Origin of the sequence: Pelagibius marinus (assembly GCF_014925385.1) — a bacterium.
Lineage (GTDB): Bacteria > Pseudomonadota > Alphaproteobacteria > Kiloniellales > Kiloniellaceae > Pelagibius > Pelagibius marinus.
This window is the reverse complement of record NZ_JACSDK010000010.1, coordinates 44,124-63,003: the sequence shown is the minus strand read 5'-3', so window position 1 is coordinate 63,003 and position 18,880 is coordinate 44,124. Positions and strand designations below refer to the sequence as shown.

Below are 18,880 nucleotides of genomic sequence, written 5' to 3'. Positions count from 1 at the left end.
TCCCTTCGTGAGTACCGTGATCGAATGGCCGGAATTTCATCAACTTCCATCCCTGACCACTTCGTGGCCGCTCGCAGATCAGGCAGGGGCCGCGCGCTCCCAGAGAACATAGGCGGTGCCCGGGTGCCCGTGGAAGGTGGCACCGGTCGCGCTCAGCTCCAGCCGGTCGCCGTCGAAGCGCACCCGGCGTATCTGCTCGCTCCCGACCCAGTTGGGGCAGGAGGCCTGCGTCACCTTATGGACGACCACGTCTCCCCGATAGTCGTAGGGGCCGGCGTAGGAGATTTGCGACTTCATCGCCGCCGTATCTTCCTCCGGCGTGCCGCCGAAGGGATCGTTTGCCGCGTAGAGCCGGCGGTTCGCGGCCGAGAGATGGACGAAGACGAAACCGTCGCCGGAATAGCTGATATAGCCCGTCGCCCCCTCGCCCAGCGGGAAGGTCTTTTCGCCCTCGTCTGTAACGTTGTACCAGTGGATCAACTGCCAGGTCCCGACCAGCGGATTGCTTGGCATTGGCATGTGTCACCCCCCTTGCCCTGCAAAGAGACGACTGCTGTTCATTGACCCCGGCCCAGGTTCGCACAGCGCGCTTGTCGCGTCAGCCAAGAACCGACCCGCGGCTGGAAAGCCCTGCCGTCATCCCGCCTTCACCGCTGCCACGTGCCCGGCAAAGGCCGGATCGTTCATCAGCTTCTGGCAGCGTTCGAAGCGGCCGACGGAGTAGGCCCAGAAGTCCTCGGCGGGGTTGCCGTTGGAATGCTGGATGAGGCCCCAGAGGGTCCACAGCAGGTCGCACATGGCCTTGTAGATGACCATGCGCCCCATCTGCGCGGCTGAAGGCGCGCCGCCGCAGTAGGCTTCCATCATCTCGGCATCCTGGGTCGCGTCGAAGCCGGCCTCGACGGAGAGGTCGCCGAGGTCCCAGAGGGGATCGTTCATGCCGGAATACTCCCAGTCGACGACCCACATCTGCTCGCCGTCGTCGAGGAAGTTCTCGCACAGCGGATCGCAGTGGCAGGGCGCCAACGCCGCCGGATTGGCGTCCAGCGCCGCGCGCACCGGCTGCGCCGCCTCGACCACCGCGTGGTAGCCCTCCGGCAGTTCGGCCTTCTGCTTGTCGAGGATGCCCAGGTAGTCGTCGATCATGGCGAAGAGCTCGAAGCGAAAACGGAATTCCTTGCCGCAGCCGTGCATCTGCTTCAAGGCGCGGGCCGCGCGGGCGGGAGAGCCCGGACGCGCGCGGAACTGCTCCGGCGACATGGTGACGATGCCGTCTATGAAGCGGGTCATCATGACGCCGGTCTTGGCATCGCCGTGGATCACCTCGGCGGAGACCCCGGCTTCCGCCGCCACCCGCGCGTTGTGCAGCTCCACCTCACGGTCGATGTAGTCCTCGGTGCCCTTGCCGGGAATGCGCAGGATAAAGCGGCGGTCTCCGCCGAAATCCAGCTTGTAGACCAAATTGGTCATCCCGCCCTGACGCTCCAGGGTGAAGTCCTCCGCGCGCGTGGCCTCGAAGCCGGGAATCTTCCGCAGCGTCTCCAGCGCCACCTGCTTGCCGTCACTCGCCTCCGTCATGACACCCCCATCGGTCATGCCTGCCCCCTTTTCTGCTCTTCCCTCAGGCTTTCAGCCTCTCGTTCTGCGGATCATACAATGGCCCGGCTGCGCGCCGAGCCTTGTAGTGTTCGCCGAAGGCTTCGATATCGAAGTCTTCCTCTTCCGACAAGCCGCTCGGCAGATAGCCGTAGAGCACCGTCTTGCCCAGCGTCGTGCCGAAGCCGGCGCTGGAGACCAGGCCCACCGTCCGGCCGTCTTTCAGAATGGTCTCGCCGCCGAAGACCGGCAGGGCGTCGTCCACCGTGAAGGTGCAGAGCTTGCGCGCCACTCCCTCGGCCTTCTGCCGCTCCAGCGCCGCGCGGCCAATGAAGTCGCCCTTGGACTTCAGGTGGACGCGGAAGCCGAGCCCCGCCTCGTAGGGGCTGTAGTCCGGCGTCACGTCGGCGCTCCAGTAGACGTAGCCCTTTTCCAGGCGCAGGCTCTCGATGGCGCGGTATCCGACGTCACGGATGCCGAGCGGTGCGCCTGCCGCCTGCAGCGTCTCGTAGACGTGCGCCCCGTACTCGGTGGGAATGTGCAATTCCCAGCACAGCTCGCCGACGTAGCCGATGCGGATGGCCAGCACCGGCGCCGCGGCGATGGTGATCCGCCGCGCCGTGGCGAAGGGGAAAGCCTCGTTGGAGACGTCTTCCTCGGCGGCCTGGGCCAGCACCTCGCGCGCCTTGGGGCCGCAGAGGTTCACCACCGCCTTGCCGGAGGTGACCTCGATGAGGAAAACCGAGCCGTCCGCTGGAAGGTGGCTTTCAATCCAGTGGGCGTCATGCACGCCGAAGCCCGAGCCGGTAACGATGTAGAAGTGATTTTCCCCCAGGCGCGTCACGGTGAGGTCGGCCTCGACCCCGCCGCGCTCGTTGCAGAGCTGGGTGTAGATGACCGACCCCACCGGCTTGTCCATGTTGGAGACCGCGAGGCGCTGCAGGGCGTCCAGCGCGCCGGGACCGCGCAGCTCGAACTTCGAAAAGCTCGACTGGTCGATGAGGGCCACTCCCTCGCGCACTGACCGGTGCTCCTCGGCCACGTAGGGCTTCCAGTTCTGTTCGGCGAAGCCGGGTTTGTCCACCGGCTCCACCCCTTCCGGGGCGAACCAGTTGGGCCGTTCCCAGCCGTTCTTGGAGCCGTAGACCGCGCCGCGGGCCTTCAGGATCTCGTAGAGTGGGGAGCGCCGGATGCCGCGCGCCACCTCGCTCTCCTGGCCGGGATAACGCATCTTGTAGTGATGGGCGTAGTGCTCCACCGCGCGCGGGTACATAAAGGCGCGGGTGCCGTGGTGGTAGCTGAAGCGGCGGATGTCCAGCGGCCAGAGGTCCAGGCTCGGCCGGCCCTCCAGGATCCACTCGGCCATGATGGCCCCGGCCCCGCCGCCGGCGGCGATGCCGTAGAGAAAGCCCGTGGCGACGAAGAGGTTGTCCAGCTCCGGCGCCTTGCCCATGACGAAATCGCCGTCGGCCGAATAAGGGATCGGCCCGTTGATGAGCTGGCGCACGCCCACCGTGTTCACCACCGGAGTCACCTGCCCCGCATAGGTCGCCAGCGGCTCGAAACGGTCGAAGTTCTCCGGCAGCAGCTGGCGCGCGAATTCACCGGGAATGCCGTGATCGCCGAAGGGAACGGTGTCGTCCTCGTAGCCGCCGATGACCAGCCGCCCGCCGGCATCGGGCTTGTAGTAGACCAGGCGGTCGGGATCGCGCAGGGTCGGCAGGCCCTTGGGCATGTCGGGGATCGGCTCGGTCACCAGATACTGATGCTCCACCGCGCAGGCCGGCACGTTGACGCCCAGCTTCTTGCCCAGCTCGCGGCTCCACATGCCGGCGGCCAGCACCACGGTCTCGGCGCTGTAGTCACCGTCGTCGGTCTGCACCTCGGTGATGCGGCCATTGGTCACCGTGGCATCCAGCACCTTCTTGCCCTGGACGATGGTCACGCCCTGGCGGCGCGCGCCGGCGGCGATGGCCTGGCAGAGGCTGGCCGGGTCGACCTGGCCATCGGTCGGGATGAAAGCCGCCCCCAGCACGCCCTTGGGATCGATCAGCGGGAAGAGGTCATAGGCTTCCTGGGCGGTGATGACCTGCATCTCCAGGCCGAAGCTGCGCGCCATGGTCGCCAGGCGCTTCACCTCCATCATGCGGTCGGGCGAGCAGGCCAGGCGCAGGCTGCCGACCTTCTTCCAGTCGATGGCCTGTCCGGTCTCCGATTCCAACCGATCGTAGAGCTCGACTGAGCGCTGCAACATGCGGGTGGTATTGCGCGAGGAACGCAGCTGGCCGACCAACCCCGCCGCATGCCAGGTCGCCCCTTCGGTGAGGGACGCCTTTTCCAGCAGAACGATGTCTTTTTCGCCGGCTTTCGCCAGATGGTAGGCGATGGAGCAGCCGATGATGCCGCCGCCGATGATCAGAAACCTGCAGTGAGTCGCGCCCGACACGTCCTAGCCCCCAGACAACCCGAGTGAAAAACCCAGCCTGGAAACTCTGCCGAAAAACCCACATTAGTCAACAATAAGCATGTGAATTTGTGGCAATGAGCGCAAGAACGTTCGTAGTCCTGCGGTCGGCGGCGGCAATCCCCCCGCTAGAGGCGCGCAAGAAAGTTCAGGTAGCGGCCGACCGGGCCGGTCAGACGCAGCGGCGCATCGGTCACGGCGAGGCAAAGGCAATCCTCCCCGTCGTCGGCCACGGGGCGATGGTCGACACTGGGGTCGGCCACCGCGACGTCGCCGCGCAGGTAGTGCCCCGAGGCGTCGGTAAACCCGCCGGCCAGCAGCAGCGTATACTCGCTCCCCTCGTGGGTGTGCTGCGGCAGGGTGGTGCCGGCCTTGATGCGCAGAAGACGCGTCCTGAAGCCAGGGAAAGAGGTCAGCAAGGCGGCCTCCGACACGCCGGCGCGGGTCTTCCAGGACAGCGCTTCCAGATCGTCGCCCAGGTAGTCGCGCAGCGGACGCGGCACCAGACGCCCGGCCCGCGACGGCGGCGATGTGGTGGCGGACGCAGCCTCCAGGTTGTCGGTCACCTCCAGGCGCGCCAGGGCGTGGTCCATGGCCCCGGGCGCCATAGCCTCGCCCTCAAGTCCATCGAAGAGAGCGCCGCCCAGCGCCTCCAGGCGTGCTACTTCCGCCTGGCAGTCGCGGCACAACGACACGTGGCTCGCCACCAGCAGGGCCACCGGCTCCGGCAGGGCGCCGGAGGCATAGTCCATCAGGAGTTCGGACTCCGGATGATATGCGGGCATCAGTCTCTATCCTTCATCATGTCGCGCAGCTTGCGCATCGCCAGTCGGAGGCGGGATTTCACCGTCCCCAAAGGCAAGTCCAATTCCTCGGCGATAACGCCGTGCGATTTATCCTCAAAGTAGGCGAGCCGCATGAGCTCGGCCTGTTCTTCCGGCAGGCGGTCCACGGCCCGGCGCAGGGCGCGCGCCTGGCGGCGGCCGTGCAGCCGCTCGTCGGCGGGCGGCCCCTCTTCCGCCTTCAGGCTCGGATCTTGCGGATCGAAGTCCGGCCGCGCTTCCCGCCGCAGCATGTCGATGCGCCGGTTCCGCGCGATGGTGAAGATCCAGGTGCTGGCGGCCGCCTTGTCGCGGTCGTACTGCCCGGCCCGGCGCCAGACCGTCAGCATGACGTCCTGGGCCAGGTCCTCCGCCACCTGACCATCGGCGCCGCTGCGCCGCGCGAAGGCCTTCACCCTGGGCGCAAACTGCGCGAAGAGCTGCTTGAAGGCCTCCCGATCCCGGCGCGTGGCGATGGCCGCGAGAAGTGCCGCCGGATCCGGATCCGCCGCGACGGCGGCTCCCGCCGTCCCTGCCGCTTCCGCCCGGCAAACCCCGTTGTGACCAGGGGCCAGGGCGACGGGCGGACGGTCCTCGCATCCAGGGGCCTCGCGGGCGAGGCTTTGCTCCAGGTCCATACCGGGTAATCCCTTCCTACCTGCGTATGATACGCGGCCCCGCCCCGGCTGGATCACTCCGCCGGGCGGCATTTTCTCCTCCTAGAATTCTGCTAAAACCCACTGCGGAATGCGCTTTTTTGTGATCCAGCGCCCCCTCCTCGACGTAATCCCCTGCATGAGCCGATCGACGTCCGCGCCTTTGCCGGACTGGGCTTCTGGGACGTTGGAGAAGGACACTAGAGGCAATGAAAGTTGCGGTTGTGGGCGCCGGGATCGCCGGCCTCGGAGCGGCCTGGGCGCTTTCGCAGAAACATAGGGTAACCGTCTTCGAAGCCGCCGACCGTCTGGGAGGTCACGCCAACACGCGCAACCTCTGCCTTGACGGCCGCCGCTGCCCGGTCGACACCGGCTTCATCGTCTACAACGAGATCAACTACCCACAGCTCACCAAGCTTTTCGCCCATATCGGCGTGGAGACCCAGGCCAGCGACATGTCCTTCTCGGTATCGCTGGACAGGGGCCGCAGGGAGTACGCGGGCTCGCTGCCGGGCCTGCTGGCGCAGCCTTCCAACCTGCTGCGGCCGCGCCACCTGGGCATGCTGTACGACGTGGCGCGCTTCTACCGCTCGGCGCCGGCGATACTCGAAGACGCCTCCGGGTGTGAGAAGACCCTGGGCGAGATGCTGGAGGAAGGCGGCTATAGCCGTGCCTTCGCCGAGGAGCACATCCTGCCGATGGGCGCGGCCATCTGGTCTTCGACCCTGGCGGACATGCGCAACTTCCCGGCCCGCAGCTTCGTGCGCTTCTTCGTCAACCATGGGCTGCTGCTGCTCGGCGAGCGTCCGCAGTGGCGCACGGTCACCGGCGGCAGCCAGGAATACGTCCGCCGCCTGAGCGCCGGCTTCCGCAACCGCGTCCGGCTGAAGTCGCCGGTCACCGGCCTGCGCCGCACCGCCGCCGGCGTCCTGCTGCGCAGTCCCTACGGCGGGGAGGAGCACTTCGACCATGTCGTCCTGGCCACCCACGCGGACCAGACGCTGCAGATCCTGGGCGACGATGCCGGCCAGCGCGAACGGGAGATCCTGGGCGCCTTCCGCTACCAGGAAAACCGCGCCGTGCTGCACAGCGACATCAGCCTTATGCCGCGCCGGCGCAGCGTCTGGTCGAGCTGGAACTACCTGGCCGAGACGGCATCGCGGACGCGCGGCGGCGACGCGGCGACCTGTGTCAGCTACTGGATGAACCGCCTGCAGAACCTGCCCGGGACCCAACCGATCATCGTCACCCTGAATCCGCTGCACGAACCGGCCGCCGACAAGGTTTTTGGCGAGTTCACCTACGACCACCCGCAGTTCGATGCCTCGGCGCTGCGGGCCCAGCGGAACCTGCCTGTGATCCAGGGCGAGCAGCGCACCTGGTTTTGCGGCAGCTATTGCGGCCACGGGTTCCACGAGGACGGCCTGCAGGCCGGCCTCGCCGTCGCCCGGGCCCTCGGCGCCGCCGCCCCCTGGGCCGACGAGGTCGAGCCGGCCAGCCCGGCGGCCGCGACCGTACAGCCCCTCGAACCGCTGCAAGCCGCGGAGTGACCCTTGCAGGCGTCGCGATCGCCCCTCCCCGCCAACTCCGCGCTCTATTTCGGCAAGGTCGTGCACAAGCGCCTGCGGCCCTTCGAGCATGTCTTCAGCTACCGTGTCTTCTCGCTTTACCTGGACCTCGACGACCTGGCGGCCTGCGGCCGCCGGCTGCGTTGCCTCTCCCACAACCGCTGGAACCTCTTCAGCTTCCACGACCGCGATCACGGGCCGCGCGACGGCCAGCCCCTGAGGCCCTGGATCGACGCCCGCCTGGAAGAGGCCGGGATCGACCTGGCCGGCGGCCCTGTGCGCCTGCTGTGCTATCCGCGCTTGCTCGGCTACGTCTTCAATCCCCTGTCGATCTGGTTCTGCCACCACGCCGACGGCAGCCTGCGCGCCCTGCTGTACGAAGTCAGCAACACCTTCGGGGAGAGCCACAGCTACCTGCTGCCGGTCGAGGCGGCGCAGCGCGGTGGCGGCCCCGTTCTCCAGAGCGCCGAAAAGCGCTTCTACGTCTCTCCCTTCATCGGCATGGCCTCGCGCTACGATTTCCGTCTGACGGTGCCGGGCGACAAGCTGGCCGTGGCCATCCGCCAGGAGGTGCCCGAGGGCGGCCAGCTGCTGGCGCGGCAAAGCGGCCGGCGCCGCGACCTCAGCGACCGCAACCTGCTGCGGGCCTTCTTCGCCTACCCGCTCATGACCGTGAAGATAATCGCCGCCATCCATTGGGAGGCCCTGCGGCTGTGGCGTAAGGGGGCACGGGTCGAACCGCGGCCGCAGGCGCCGCAGCAGCAGGTGACCCTGGTCGGGCCCGCCACGCCAGCGGCCGCCGAATAACCTCCCTTCCATTCAAACGACGGAAACGACAGCGACAGCCGATGCACGCAAGAACGGTTATCGAGCAAGACGAACACTACGGCAGCCTTGCGGAAAGAGTGGTCCTCGCCCTGGCCGCGCGCCTGCGGCGCGGCTCCCTCATTCTGCATCTGCCGGATGGCCGCACCCGCCTGTTCACGGGTGAAGAAGCCGGCCCGCAAGGCGAAATGAGCCTGCGCCACCCCCGGGTCTTCCGGCGTCTGCTCGCCGGCGGCGACATCGCCCTGGCCGAGTCCTACATCGACGGCGAGTGGGAGTCTCCGGACCTGACCGCCCTCATTGCCCTGGGCGCCGCCAATGAAGAAATTCTCGGCCGCACGCTGGCCGGCAATGCCTGGGCGCGGCTGCTCAGCCGACTCTTTCACGCCTTCCGCCCCAATTCGAGGCGCGGCTCGCGGCGCAACATCGCCGCCCACTACGACCTGGGCAACGACTTCTATGCCGCCTGGCTGGACCCCGGCATGACCTACTCCGCCGCTCTCTTCGACTCACCCGCCGACGACGACCTGGCGGCCGCGCAGGATCGCAAGTACCGCCGCATGGCCGAGCTGGCGGGCATTGTCCCGGCGCATCACGTGCTGGAGATCGGCTGCGGCTGGGGCGGCTTCTGCACCTGGGCGGCGCGCGAGATCGGCTGCCGGGTGACCGCGATCACCATTTCGCGCGAGCAGTATGACTTCACCCAGGCGCGCCTGCGCAAGGAAGGCCTGGAAGACAGGGTCGAGCTGCGCCTGCAGGATTACCGCGACCTGACGGAGACCTTTGACGCCGTCGTCTCCATCGAGATGCTGGAAGCCGTCGGCGAGGCCTACTGGCCGACCTATTTCGGGCAGCTGCACGACCGGCTCAAGCCCGGCGGGAAAGCGGCTCTGCAGGTCATCACCGTCGCCGACGAGCGCTTCGAGCGCTACCGCCGCCACATCGACTTCATCCAGCGCTACATCTTCCCCGGCGGCATGCTGCCGTCACCCGGAAAGCTCGCGACGCTGACGGCGACAGCGCGGTTCGACCTTTCCCGCGTCGAGCGTCACGGCGACGACTACGCCCGCACCCTCGCCCTGTGGCGCCGCAGCTTCGAAAGCGCCTGGCCGCAGATCGCAGAGCAAAGCGGCGGCGGCTTCGATGCCCGCTTCCGTCGCCTGTGGCGCTACTACCTGGCCTACTGTGAAGCCGGATTCCAGGCCGGCCGCATCGACCTGCTGCACCTGGGTTTGCAGCGCGGCGGGGACACATGACGGGCGGGGATAGCGCGGGCCCAATCCCTTGCTTCCTCATCGAGGAATATTTTGCCGGAAAGACCCGGGCCTGGGGCATCTTCCAGGACCGCTTCGGCAAGCTGCGCCGCCAGTTCGTGGTCGACATCGACGGCCGGTGGGACGGTGAGACACTCACCCTGGCGGAGGACTTCCTCTACGACGACGGTCAACGCGAGCGGCGCACCTGGCTTATCCGCAAGACCGGCGCCCAACGCTACGACGGCACGGCGGACGGCGTCGTCGGCAGCGCCGAAGGCCGGCTCCGCGGCAGCATGCTGAACTGGCGCTATCGCTTCGCCCTGAAGGTCGGCAATAACACCTGGACCGTTCACTTCGACGACTGGATGTTCCTGCAGGGCGACGGCGTCATGATCAACCGGGCGAAGGTCACGAAATTCGGCATCAAGCTGGGAGAGGTCACCATCGCCTTCACCAAGGTACCCGCCGCAGAACCCGCGGGCTATTGCCCTTTCCCCGCGAAAGCGCAGCGCCCTAGCCGACCGACAGCCGGCGCTTGACCAACCTCGCCAGCCCGCGCAGCAACGGCACTGTCTCGTAGACCTGCCCGGCGTCCCAGTAATCGATCTGCGCTGTGACGCGCCCCTCGGCGTCAAAATGCACTTCGCTCATGCCCAGAATGCGCATCGTCTCTCCCTTTGCGCGGCGGAAGGCGAAACGCCAGCGCAGGTAACACACCTCCCCGGCCAGAGCATGGCCCGTGACCTGGAAAGCCGGCTGGCCGATATCGCGGAACATCTTCTCCAGAACCCGGCGGTAAGCGGCAAGGCCGGACACCTCGTTGAAGGGATCGCGGAAGTGGACCTCGGGAGCGCAGAAGTCCGCGAGACGGTCCAAATCCACCGGGGTCATGCCTTCGCAGAAAGCGATGTAGCGTTCAGCCGCCGCCGCCGGGGTCATGACGGCTGTCGCTCCTTCGGCAACAAGCGCCGGGTCACGGCGAAGCCCAGCGGCGCCGGCAGGCAGCGCAGCAGCTTCATGATCCAGACCAGGCGCTTGGGGAAGGATATCTCGAAGCGGTCGCTTTGCAGACCGCGGTAGAAGGCCTCCGCCGCATCTTCCGGCGCCATAAGGAAGGGCATGGGAAAGGCGTTGCGGTCGGTCAAAGGCGTGCGCACGAAGCCAGGATTGACGATCTGCACGATAATCCCCAGCGGCGCCAGTTCCACGCGCAGGGCCTCGGCCATGTTGATGAGCCCGGCCTTGGTCATGCCGTAGGCCGCAGCCGTCGGCAGGCCGCGATAGCCCGCCACCGAGGCGACGATAGCGATTCGGCCGCGGCGACGTGCGATCATGCCCGGCAGCACCGCAGCGAGGCTATAAACCGTGCCCATGAGGTTGAGCTCTACAAGGCGGCGGAAATCCTCCACCTTCAAATCCCGGGGGTCGACAGGCTGATGGATACCGGCGTTCAGCACCGCCTGGCCGATGGGGCCGGCCTCGCGCTCGATCTGCGCCACAGCGGCGCGCAGCGCCTCCGGATCTTCCACGTCCAGGGGAAAAGGCCGAATCAGGCCGCCACCGGCTTCCGCCGCCAGTGCCGCCAGCTTGTCGCGCCGCCGGGCCGAGGCGGCCACAACCTGCCCGTCCTGCGCCACGCGACGTGCCAGCGCGGCCCCCAGGCCCGAACTGGCACCGGTGATCCAGACAACCTCTGTCACGGAGAACTCCCCCTGAATGCGCCGATCGAGTTCTCTATACGCGCCCGAGTCAGACCTGGATCATCTGCCCGGAAGGTCCGGCAAGAGGTCGCTAGGGGCGGACCAGGGTCCAGCCCTCCTCGTCCAGGGCCAAGAGATGGGCCACACCGGTCTGTACGATCTCCGTACCCTCGATCAGCTCCGGCTTCACGCCTTCATTGCGGGTCATGGAATCCAAGGTGTTGCCGCAGGCTTGGAAGGAGACGTTCACCATGGAGAGCATGAAGTTTTCCAGGCGCTTGCGCACCGGCGAGGTGTCGGCGCGCAGCATGTGGAGACCAGCGTTGTAGGCGACGATCTGGATTTCGACCTCTTCGCCGATGGCGCTGTAGTGGCGCGACACGTTGGCGGCCACATCGAGGACGCTGTTCATCTTGTCCATCTCGGCCTCGGTGATATAGAGGGCCAAGCGATGATAGCCGTCGGTGCCCTGGGCCGCCGCCTGGGACGTGGCCCCGCCGGCCGCCACGGCAGCACCGAGAAGCGTGCCAAGAACCATCGACCTCAGAATGCGCAGCATAAGTGGCCCTCCTCGCCCAAGAAAAACGCCCGGATTCTTGGAACCCGGGCGAGGATACTACGACAGGACAGCGCACGGTAAAATGCGAAGCGCCTCACATCTGGGTGAAGGAAGGAGCCGGAGGGGCGCGGTCAGTCGACCGCGCCGCCACCCTGCTCGTCGTCGCCGCCCTCGGGCGTCACGTCCAGCACCCGCGCCCGCATGGTGATTTCGGCCGGGCCCGGCTTGCAGTCAGTCATGCAGGGCTCGTCCTTCTTGGCGTAATGCGCTTCTTCCTCGCGATCATCCATGAAGAAGTTGCCTTCGTTCGGCAGATGAATCTCGGTGAAGTTCTCGCTCGACAGCTCGAAGTCCTCGTCGCTGACCACGTCGTTGAGATACAGCAGATAGGCCGTGACCGCATAGACGTCGTCGTCGCTGAGCGAGCGGGCGTCGCCGAAGGGCATGGCCCGGCGCACGTAGTCATAAACCGTCGAGAGATAGGGCCAGTAGGAGCCGATGGTCTTCACCGGACGCTCCGCCTTGAGGGTGTCCTGCCCGCCCGCGAGCACCGGCCAGCGGTCGCGGCCTTCACCGAAGTCGCCGTGGCAGACGGCGCAGGCCTCGGCGAAGATTTCCTCACCCTGAGTGACCGTACCCTTGCCCTTGGGCAGCCCCGTGCCGTCGGGCCGGATGTCGATATCCCAGGCCGCAATCTCCTCCGCCGTGGCCTGGCGGCCAAGGTGGAAGACCCCGTGGGTCGGCCGCGGGGCGTCGGCCATGTTGGTATCGGCGGGCGCCGAGACAGCTGCGGCCTGCTGGGAAGGCCCAGCCGCCGGCTCGGCTGCGGCCGCCGATTCAGTACCTTCAGAGAAGGTTTTCAGATAGGCAATGACGTCGGCCCGGTCGTCTTCCTTGCGCAGGCCGGCGAAGCTCATGCGATTGCCCTTGATGTAGTCCTTGGGCTTTTCGAGATAGGCCGCGAGGGACTCCTCGTCCCACACGATGCCTTCCTCGCCCGCCGCGACCATGGCCTTGGAGTACTTGAACCCCTCGGCGGAGCCGGCGGTGCGCCCCATGATGTCGTTCAGGTGCGGGCCAACCTTGTTCTTGGCGCCCTCGCCCACCGCGTGGCAGGCCTTGCACTTCCTGAAGACTTTCTCGCCCTTGGCCGCGTCGCCCTCGGCGGAGGCCGAGGCCACGGGAATCAGCAGCGCCAGGGTTGCCGCGGTTGCGACCTTAAGAAACTTCGACATTCTCGACCACCCCATCCGCTTTCACGTACCAGGTTTGAATTCCGTTGTTGTGATAGATCGAGTTCTCGCCGCGAGCGAGGCGCAACTCGTTCTTGGTCGGCTGCACATAGCCGTGCTCGTCCATGGCACGCGACTGCAGCAGCAACTCCGAGCCATCCCAATCGATGTCCAGGTAGAAGCGGTGCAGCGCCTTGTCCAGGCTCGGCCCGTCGATGCGCGCGGTCTTCCAGTTGCGCCCGCCATCGATGCTGACGTCGACCCGCTTGACGGTGCCGTTGCCCGACCAGGCGAGGCCGGAGATCACCAGCGGCCCGCGGCCGTGAGTGACCGGCGCCTGCGGGCTGGGGTTGGTGATGACGGACTTCACGTCCATGACCCAGGTGAAGCGCCGGGCCTTGCCGTTGGCCAGCAGGTCCGTGTACTTCGAAGTCTCCTCGCGATGATGCCAGGGCTTGTCGCCCACTTCCAGGCGGCGCAGCCATTTCACCCACATGTTGCCTTCCCAGCCCGGCACCACGAGGCGCAGGGGATAGCCCTGCTCCGGGCGCAGCGCCTCGCCGTTCATCTTGAAAGCGACCATGCAGTCGTCGAGCGCCTTTTCCATGGGGATCGAGCGGCTCATGGCGGAAGCGTCGGCGCCCTCGGCCAGCAGCCACTTACCACTGGTCTTGACGCCTGCTTCCTCCAGGATGGTGCGCAGCTTGACGCCGGTGTAGACGACGCAGTGGACCATGCCGTGAGTGAACTGGCAGCCGTTCAACTGGGCGCCGCGCCACTCCATGCCGGAGTTGGCGGCGCACTCAAGGAAGTAGACCTTGTTCTCACGTGGGAAGCGCTTCAGGTCCTCCATGGTAAAGACCAGCGGTGTGTCGACCAGCCCGTCGATCATCAGGCGGTGCTTGGCCGGATCGACATCGGCGATGCCGGCGTGATGACGCTCGAAGCAGAGGCCGTTGGGCGTGATGATGCCGTCAAGCTCGTGCAGCGGCGTGAAGTTCACCGAGGAAACCGGGTCCGCCGTCAGCCAGGCCACATTGCGGCGCACCACATGCTCTTCGTACTGCGAAGGCGTGCCGTAGGGGCGCGCATCGACGCCGTCGCCCAGGTAGCGGTTCCAGTCCTGGACCTCGGTGATCGCCGGGTCGCCGGCCGCCGCCGCGGGCCGGGCCTGCAGGCCGGCCATGGCCGCCCCCGCGCCGACGGCAAGGCCGGTGGTCAGCAATTGGCGCCGCGAGGGGTTCGCCACGCCGCTCGTCCGCTCCGCCAGCTGCGGAATTGACTTCTTCCTGCCGGATAGGCTCGACATTCATTCGCTCCGAAATCTCATGGCGCAAGCTGCGCCGCTTAACCGAATCTCTAGCCGACCACCTGGACCGACTGGTTCTCTTCCACATGAACGTTGGGGTTCTTCTGCAGATGGGCCTCGACCACATCCCAGATCGGCGGGCCCTCGGTGCCCTCGTTGACCGAGGCCCAGCCGGCGACCACGTAGTCGCGCGCCGGGTCGATCTTCTCGCCGCTGGCGAGCAGCGTCATGTCCGAGATGCGCGAGCCGATTTCCTTCGCCGGATCGATGCGATACCCCATACCGCCGACGCGCACCATGTCGCCGCCCTGCTGGTAGTAGGGGTCGGGGTTGAAGAGGTTGTCGGCCACGTCTTCCAGGATATCCTTGACCAGCTGGCCGCTCATGGTCGAGCGGTAAGCCTCCGGGTAGGTCATGGAGCAGGCGTTGTGGACATCCTCGACGGTGATCGCCTGGCCCGGCAGCAGCGAAGTACCCCAGCGGAAGCCCGGCGAGAGGGCGATCTCGGCGTCGCGCTCGGCAAGCAGCGCCTGGCAGATCAGGTCGTCGAAGGTGCCGTTGAAATTGCCGCGGCGGTACAGCAGCGAGTCCGTGCGTCCCAGCTCGCGCTGCAGTTCGGCCTCGTAGGGCGCGCGCAGCTTGTCGATCAGGGCCGCCATCTCCGGGTCCGGCGTGATGACGTCGGAGAACACCGGGATCAGGCGGTAACGGTAACCCTTCACCGCGCCGTCGGCGACGTTGAGGTCGACCCGCGAGACGAACTTGCCGTTGGATCCGGAGGCGATCAACATCGTCTTGCCGACCATCACCGGCTCCGGCAGGGCATCGTGAGTGTGGCCGGACAACAGCACGTCGATGCCTTCGACGCGGCTGGCCAGCTTGCGGTCGACATCGAAGCCGTTGTGGGAGAGCAGCACGATGACCTCGGCACCCTCCTCCTTCGCCGCCGCGATGTTCTTCACCACCTCTTCCTCGCGGATGCCGAAGCTCCAGTTCGGGATCATCCAGCGCGGGTTGGCGATGGGAGTATAGGGGAAGGCTTGGCCCAGGACGGCGATCTTGACGCCGCCGCGCTCGAAGATCTCGTAGGCCTTGAAGGCGGGCTCCATCCACTCGTCATCGAAGATGTTGCCGGCCAGCAGCGGGAATTGCAGTTGCTCGACGATTTCGTTCACCCGGTCGGTGCCGTAGGTGAATTCCCAGTGCGCGGTCATGGCGTCGGTGCCGAGCGCGTGCATGATGTCGACCATGTCCTGGCCGGCGGTCTCGTTCGCCGTGTAACTGCCCTGCCAGGTGTCGCCGCCGTCCAGGAACAGGGTCTTGTCCTCGCCGCGCTCGGCGCGTACCCGCTTGACGATGGTGGCGACGCGGTCCAGGCCGCCCATTTTGCCGTAGGTCTTAGCCAGGGAGACGTAGTCCACCGAGGTCAGCGCGTAGGCTTCCGGGCTGCCGGGCTTCAGATTGAACATCTTCAGGAAGTCTTGGCCGGTCACATGCGGCGGCAGACCTTCCACCTCGCCGACACCCAGGTTGATAGACGGCTCGCGGAAATAAAGCGGCTTCACCTGGGCATGGATGTCGGTCACATGCAGCAGCGTGACGTTGCCGAAGTCCTCCGCCGCCAGCAGATCTTCCTCGGTAATCGCCTGCTGGGCTGCGGCCTGGCTCCAGCGACCATGCATCCCCGGCCCAAAAATGGTCGCCAGGGCTACCGACGCCGTGAGGAAATCGCGTCTCGAGAACATAAAATCCCTCTCTCCCTGTCCGCGCAATCACGCCGACGGACAGGACCGTCAAATAGCAAATCGAGAATGTCCGGATCCGGCGGCGGCGTTTCTACCGCCGCCGGTCCGTTACCACTTACTGCCGGACGGCCGGGGTCTCGACCGAGAGGCCGGTGCCGCGCCAGGTCACGTAGACCTCCAGCGCCATCAGCTCGTCCGAAAAGGCCGCCGGGTATTCCGCGCGGGTATCACGAATGCAACCGCGGAAACGGTTGTGCAGCGAGACCATGTTGGCCTGCTTGAGCCGGTAGGTCGGGAAGCCGTTGACGTTGCCCTGGCTCAGGTGGTCAGCGCGGATGTACTTCCCGTTGTTTTCCTCGTGGCAGGAAGCGCAAGAGAGGTTCAACTGACCCGTACGGGTGTAGTAAAGCTCCTCGCCCTTCTTCCACCAGCTCTGCAGATCGCCCTGGCTGAGGTCCATCTGGACCGGCTTGCCCAGCGACTGATGCTTGATGTAGGTCGTCAGCGCCTTCTGCTCCGCCGCGTCGAACTTGTAGGCCTCTGCCTTCAAGTTGTTCTCACGGCACTTGTTGATCTGCAGCTCGAGGTTGATCGGGCGCTTCGCGTCGGCATCCCACTTGGGATAGGCCGTCCCGACCCCTGCCATTGTCTCCGAGGCGTCGCCGTGGCAGGAGGCGCAGGACTTGCCGGCCTCGCCTTCCACGGTGTTCCAGATCTCCTCGCCACGCTCGACGTAGAGCATGCCGGGATTCTGGAAGGAGTCGGCCTCCAGAGCGCGCGTCTCCGGCGTGCGGAACAACCAGCCGGACATCACCTCGTCGAGCGGATGATCCTTAGGCGCCGCGGTCCGCGTCACCATCGTCATCTCGCCGTCGATGACGAGTTCGTCGTCGGCCGGCTCGGCACTGACCACCGAAATGGCCATTCCGGAGGCAGCTACGGCGGCGGCAGCCGCCAGGATTATTCTATTTTTCAACACATTCCCTCCCGTTTGTGCCTCACCCATCCGGCCGGTCCGTTGTTCTGCTGTTGCGGCTCCGGCCATCCATAGCTTCGGGGCCTACTTAACCTCGATGCCCTGCTCGTGGGTGTAGACGTCACCGCTGTCGTCCACCCAGGTGAACTTAAAGGTGCCGCTCTCCATCACCTTGGCATTGAACTCGAAATAAGGATTGGCCGAGATCGCCGGTTCGAGGTCGCAGGAGAAGACGGGCTTTCCTTCGAACTCGCAGGTGAACTTGTTGATGATCTTCCGCGGAATCACGTTGCCTTGCTTGTCTTTGCGCTGGCCGGATTCCATCTTGTGGCTGATCAACGTCTTGATGGTGATCACTTCGCCGGCAGAGGCCGACTTCGGAACTTTCACGCGGGGTTTGGGCGCTGCCATTTTCGTATTCCTCGCTTCTCGATCAGCCGCCGCAGCCGCCGATCGTGACCTTGACCTGCTTTTTGTCCATGAAGACCGAGCCGTCGTTCATCTTGGCGACCGCGATCACGTTCTGGGTGCCGGCCAGACGCATGCGCGTCGTCGCACTCGCTTCGCCGCTCATCGGCGAGAAGTGGAAGGTGGCGACACCCGGGTTCGGGTTGCCGTCGGCCAGCAGGGTGACCGATTCGACGTAGGAGCTTTCGGTCATATCGCTCTCCACCGAAACCGTGATCGGCACGGTGTTGCCGTTCTCGGCGATCTCAGGCGCCTTCAGGCTGATCTTGCCGCTGCCCGGCGATTTGCCACCGGTGAATTCCTTGAGCATCTTCTCGGTGGCGGCCTCGTCGGCGAATGCCGGCGCGAACGCCATGAAGGCGGCGGCCCCCGCAGACAGTCCGAGCGCCTGGCGTCGTGTCACTTGCATTGGTGTTCTCCAGTTGGGCTTGTCGGTCACTTCAGCGTGCCGAGATAGGCAACAATCGACTCGACCTGTTCGGCGGTCAGGATCGTCTTGCCGACGAGGTCCTCGCGGACGTTCTGGCCGACCTCCAGCGAATAGAAGCCGGGCATCACCGTCTGTTCGCCGAAGACCGCCTTGGAATTGACCACGATCGCGCGCAATTCCTCCTCCGACCAGCGGCTCGCGACGCCGTCCAGCGACGGGCCCACTTCACCGTGGAAAAGCTGTTCGCTCATGTCGGAATTGGCATGGCAGGCCAGGCAATTGCCCAGCTTGCGGTTCGCAAAGGCCTTGCGGCCCTCGGCAACGTCGCCGGGCGCGCCCGTCAACGACTTGGCGACCACCCCATCGACGACCATCACGTCGTTCGGGGCCGTGTCCATGGCCGCGGCCGTCGTGATGCCGGCGAAGAGCGCGGCGGCGGCAAGGGAAATTCGTGCTGCAATCATGGGCGTCGTTCCTCTGTTTTCTCGTCCGCCGCGTTAGGTGCGGCGGTTGTTTTGTGTAACTCTAACGACCGAGCGGCAAGCATTCAATGCATAAATTGCAATTCTTGAATATGTCGTCGCCCCGCCCCTCAAACCCGCGGAAAACCTTCCTTTGGCAGCGCCCGCGGGCCGCGCGTCCGCCCGGATTTGCCGAGGATCATATACCTCGGCCCAGGGGCCCCCGCCTCTAGTCTGTGTTCTCGATCCCCGCCGCCGCGCGCTCGCGAATCCGCCGGGCGTGGTAGCGCTGGAAGTCCTCCTCGGTCTCGTAGCGCTTCTCGCGCACCCAGGTGAACATGTCGAGGAAAGTGCCCTTGTGGAAGGCTCCCGGCATCATCGCGACGGCGGCCTGGGCCGCGCCCTTGCTGCCGTCTGCCTGCTCCGGCAGGAACAGGACCGTCGGGGTGAAGAGGACCCCCCACTTGCGCACCGCGTCCTTCTCCCGCAGCACCTCGCCGTCCAGGTCGGTGATCTCCTGGTCTCCGTGCAGGTCGTACTGGACCATCATGAAGTTGGCCTTGATGTAGTCGCGCACCTGGGGATCGGTGAGGATCTCCTCATGAACCTTGCGGCAATAGATACAGCCGCGCTGCTCGATGATGATCGCCAGCCGCTTCCCCTCTTCCTTTGCCGAGGCGAGATCCTCCTGGATGTCCTTGAAAGTCAGGGAAAACCACTCCGGCTTGTGCAGGCCGTCGTCGCCGAGAGTGACCGCCCCGGCCGCCGAGGCGGGCAGACAGAACGCGAGAACCAGAAGCAGGCGTTTCAGCAT

General features: G+C 66.0%; 20 protein-coding genes. 4 read left to right on the top strand and 16 right to left on the bottom strand.

Going from position 1 to position 18,880, the window contains the following annotated elements; all coding sequences use genetic code 11:
* Positions 1 to 78: 78 nt before the first annotated feature.
* The 5 genes from H7X47_RS12515 to H7X47_RS12495 all read right to left on the bottom strand — a co-directional run bounded on the left by H7X47_RS12515 (position 79) and on the right by H7X47_RS12495 (position 5,519).
* Positions 79 to 519: a lipocalin-like domain-containing protein gene (locus H7X47_RS12515; protein WP_193369022.1), complete on the bottom strand. Its 441-nt coding sequence runs from the start codon at positions 517 to 519 to the stop codon at positions 79 to 81.
* Positions 520 to 636: 117 nt separating this feature from the next.
* Positions 637 to 1,596 carry a choline/ethanolamine kinase family protein gene (locus tag H7X47_RS12510; protein ID WP_227010434.1) on the bottom strand — a complete coding sequence of 320 codons (960 nt, stop codon included), beginning with the start codon at positions 1,594 to 1,596 and terminating at the stop codon, positions 637 to 639.
* Positions 1,597 to 1,621: 25 nt separating this feature from the next.
* Positions 1,622 to 4,042 carry a GcvT family protein gene (locus H7X47_RS12505; protein ID WP_193369021.1) on the bottom strand — a complete coding sequence of 807 codons (2,421 nt, stop codon included), beginning with the start codon at positions 4,040 to 4,042 and terminating at the stop codon, positions 1,622 to 1,624.
* Positions 4,043 to 4,188: 146 nt separating this feature from the next.
* Complete coding sequence (locus H7X47_RS12500; protein ID WP_193369020.1) at positions 4,189 to 4,845, bottom strand: ChrR family anti-sigma-E factor; 657 nt, start codon at positions 4,843 to 4,845, stop codon at positions 4,189 to 4,191.
* Positions 4,845 to 5,519, bottom strand: a complete 675-nt coding sequence (locus tag H7X47_RS12495; protein WP_193369019.1) for a sigma-70 family RNA polymerase sigma factor — start codon at positions 5,517 to 5,519, stop codon at positions 4,845 to 4,847. The genes H7X47_RS12500 and H7X47_RS12495 overlap by 1 nt, the downstream gene beginning before the upstream one ends.
* A 227-nt stretch (positions 5,520 to 5,746) precedes the next feature.
* On the opposite strand from H7X47_RS12495, the gene H7X47_RS12490 reads away from it, so the two are divergent.
* The 4 genes from H7X47_RS12490 to H7X47_RS12475 are packed head-to-tail and all read left to right on the top strand — an operon-like array spanning position 5,747 to position 9,725.
* Positions 5,747 to 7,087: an NAD(P)/FAD-dependent oxidoreductase gene (locus tag H7X47_RS12490; RefSeq protein ID WP_193369018.1), complete on the top strand. Its 1,341-nt coding sequence runs from the start codon at positions 5,747 to 5,749 to the stop codon at positions 7,085 to 7,087.
* Between the two features lie 3 nt (positions 7,088 to 7,090).
* Positions 7,091 to 7,912 (top strand): DUF1365 domain-containing protein, encoded by an 822-nt coding sequence (locus tag H7X47_RS12485; RefSeq protein WP_193369017.1) that lies wholly within the window; start codon positions 7,091 to 7,093, stop codon positions 7,910 to 7,912.
* A gap of 41 nt (positions 7,913 to 7,953) precedes the next feature.
* The gene (locus H7X47_RS12480) at positions 7,954 to 9,186 is read left to right on the top strand and encodes an SAM-dependent methyltransferase (RefSeq protein ID WP_193369016.1); all 1,233 of its coding nucleotides are present in this window, start codon (positions 7,954 to 7,956) and stop codon (positions 9,184 to 9,186) included.
* Positions 9,183 to 9,725 carry a DUF3833 domain-containing protein gene (locus H7X47_RS12475; RefSeq protein ID WP_193369015.1) on the top strand — a complete coding sequence of 181 codons (543 nt, stop codon included), beginning with the start codon at positions 9,183 to 9,185 and terminating at the stop codon, positions 9,723 to 9,725. The genes H7X47_RS12480 and H7X47_RS12475 overlap by 4 nt, the downstream gene beginning before the upstream one ends.
* Here H7X47_RS12475 and H7X47_RS12470 read toward each other — a convergent pair.
* The 11 genes from H7X47_RS12470 to H7X47_RS12420 all read right to left on the bottom strand — a co-directional run bounded on the left by H7X47_RS12470 (position 9,700) and on the right by H7X47_RS12420 (position 18,880).
* On the bottom strand, positions 9,700 to 10,125 hold the full coding sequence (locus H7X47_RS12470) for a nuclear transport factor 2 family protein (RefSeq protein WP_227010433.1): 426 nt from the start codon (positions 10,123 to 10,125) through the stop codon (positions 9,700 to 9,702). The two genes, H7X47_RS12475 and H7X47_RS12470, sit on opposite strands and share 26 nt — an antisense overlap.
* Positions 10,122 to 10,886 carry an SDR family NAD(P)-dependent oxidoreductase gene (locus H7X47_RS12465; RefSeq protein WP_193369014.1) on the bottom strand — a complete coding sequence of 255 codons (765 nt, stop codon included), beginning with the start codon at positions 10,884 to 10,886 and terminating at the stop codon, positions 10,122 to 10,124. The genes H7X47_RS12470 and H7X47_RS12465 overlap by 4 nt, the downstream gene beginning before the upstream one ends.
* A gap of 91 nt (positions 10,887 to 10,977) precedes the next feature.
* On the bottom strand, positions 10,978 to 11,445 hold the full coding sequence (locus H7X47_RS12460) for a DsrE family protein (RefSeq protein WP_227010432.1): 468 nt from the start codon (positions 11,443 to 11,445) through the stop codon (positions 10,978 to 10,980).
* Between the two features lie 131 nt (positions 11,446 to 11,576).
* Positions 11,577 to 12,680, bottom strand: a complete 1,104-nt coding sequence (locus tag H7X47_RS12455; protein ID WP_193369013.1) for a c-type cytochrome — start codon at positions 12,678 to 12,680, stop codon at positions 11,577 to 11,579.
* On the bottom strand, positions 12,664 to 13,986 hold the full coding sequence (gene soxC / locus H7X47_RS12450; protein ID WP_193369012.1) for a sulfite dehydrogenase: 1,323 nt from the start codon (positions 13,984 to 13,986) through the stop codon (positions 12,664 to 12,666). The genes H7X47_RS12455 and soxC overlap by 17 nt, the downstream gene beginning before the upstream one ends.
* A 50-nt stretch (positions 13,987 to 14,036) precedes the next feature.
* The gene (gene soxB / locus H7X47_RS12445; protein ID WP_193369011.1) at positions 14,037 to 15,731 is read right to left on the bottom strand and encodes a thiosulfohydrolase SoxB; all 1,695 of its coding nucleotides are present in this window, start codon (positions 15,729 to 15,731) and stop codon (positions 14,037 to 14,039) included.
* Positions 15,732 to 15,846: 115 nt separating this feature from the next.
* A complete protein-coding gene (gene soxA, locus H7X47_RS12440) occupies positions 15,847 to 16,710 on the bottom strand; it encodes a sulfur oxidation c-type cytochrome SoxA (protein ID WP_322096480.1) in 864 nt (287 codons plus the stop codon).
* A gap of 81 nt (positions 16,711 to 16,791) precedes the next feature.
* Positions 16,792 to 17,118, bottom strand: coding sequence for a thiosulfate oxidation carrier complex protein SoxZ (gene soxZ / locus H7X47_RS12435; protein ID WP_193369010.1), 327 nt, complete (start codon positions 17,116 to 17,118; stop codon positions 16,792 to 16,794).
* 22 nt (positions 17,119 to 17,140) lie between these two features.
* Positions 17,141 to 17,584 (bottom strand): thiosulfate oxidation carrier protein SoxY, encoded by a 444-nt coding sequence (gene soxY, locus H7X47_RS12430; RefSeq protein WP_193369009.1) that lies wholly within the window; start codon positions 17,582 to 17,584, stop codon positions 17,141 to 17,143.
* Positions 17,585 to 17,610: 26 nt separating this feature from the next.
* Positions 17,611 to 18,069 carry a sulfur oxidation c-type cytochrome SoxX gene (gene soxX, locus H7X47_RS12425; protein WP_193369008.1) on the bottom strand — a complete coding sequence of 153 codons (459 nt, stop codon included), beginning with the start codon at positions 18,067 to 18,069 and terminating at the stop codon, positions 17,611 to 17,613.
* Positions 18,070 to 18,295: 226 nt separating this feature from the next.
* Positions 18,296 to 18,880: a thioredoxin family protein gene (locus tag H7X47_RS12420; RefSeq protein ID WP_193369007.1), complete on the bottom strand. Its 585-nt coding sequence runs from the start codon at positions 18,878 to 18,880 to the stop codon at positions 18,296 to 18,298.

Coding starts and splice junctions, on each gene's coding strand:
- H7X47_RS12515 (WP_193369022.1), bottom strand. CDS start 519: ATGCCAATGCCAAGCAATCCGCTGGTCGGGACCTGGCAGTTGATCCAC.
- H7X47_RS12510 (WP_227010434.1), bottom strand. CDS start 1,596: ATGACCGATGGGGGTGTCATGACGGAGGCGAGTGACGGCAAGCAGGTG.
- H7X47_RS12500 (WP_193369020.1), bottom strand. CDS start 4,845: ATGCCCGCATATCATCCGGAGTCCGAACTCCTGATGGACTATGCCTCC.
- H7X47_RS12495 (WP_193369019.1), bottom strand. CDS start 5,519: ATGGACCTGGAGCAAAGCCTCGCCCGCGAGGCCCCTGGATGCGAGGAC.
- H7X47_RS12490 (WP_193369018.1), top strand. CDS start 5,747: ATGAAAGTTGCGGTTGTGGGCGCCGGGATCGCCGGCCTCGGAGCGGCC.
- H7X47_RS12480 (WP_193369016.1), top strand. CDS start 7,954: ATGCACGCAAGAACGGTTATCGAGCAAGACGAACACTACGGCAGCCTT.
- H7X47_RS12475 (WP_193369015.1), top strand. CDS start 9,183: ATGACGGGCGGGGATAGCGCGGGCCCAATCCCTTGCTTCCTCATCGAG.
- H7X47_RS12470 (WP_227010433.1), bottom strand. CDS start 10,125: ATGACCCCGGCGGCGGCGGCTGAACGCTACATCGCTTTCTGCGAAGGC.
- H7X47_RS12460 (WP_227010432.1), bottom strand. CDS start 11,445: ATGCTGCGCATTCTGAGGTCGATGGTTCTTGGCACGCTTCTCGGTGCT.
- H7X47_RS12455 (WP_193369013.1), bottom strand. CDS start 12,680: ATGTCGAAGTTTCTTAAGGTCGCAACCGCGGCAACCCTGGCGCTGCTG.
- soxC (WP_193369012.1), bottom strand. CDS start 13,986: ATGTCGAGCCTATCCGGCAGGAAGAAGTCAATTCCGCAGCTGGCGGAG.
- soxB (WP_193369011.1), bottom strand. CDS start 15,731: ATGTTCTCGAGACGCGATTTCCTCACGGCGTCGGTAGCCCTGGCGACC.
- soxZ (WP_193369010.1), bottom strand. CDS start 17,118: ATGGCAGCGCCCAAACCCCGCGTGAAAGTTCCGAAGTCGGCCTCTGCC.
- soxY (WP_193369009.1), bottom strand. CDS start 17,584: ATGCAAGTGACACGACGCCAGGCGCTCGGACTGTCTGCGGGGGCCGCC.
- soxX (WP_193369008.1), bottom strand. CDS start 18,069: ATGATTGCAGCACGAATTTCCCTTGCCGCCGCCGCGCTCTTCGCCGGC.
- H7X47_RS12420 (WP_193369007.1), bottom strand. CDS start 18,880: ATGCTGAAACGCCTGCTTCTGGTTCTCGCGTTCTGTCTGCCCGCCTCG.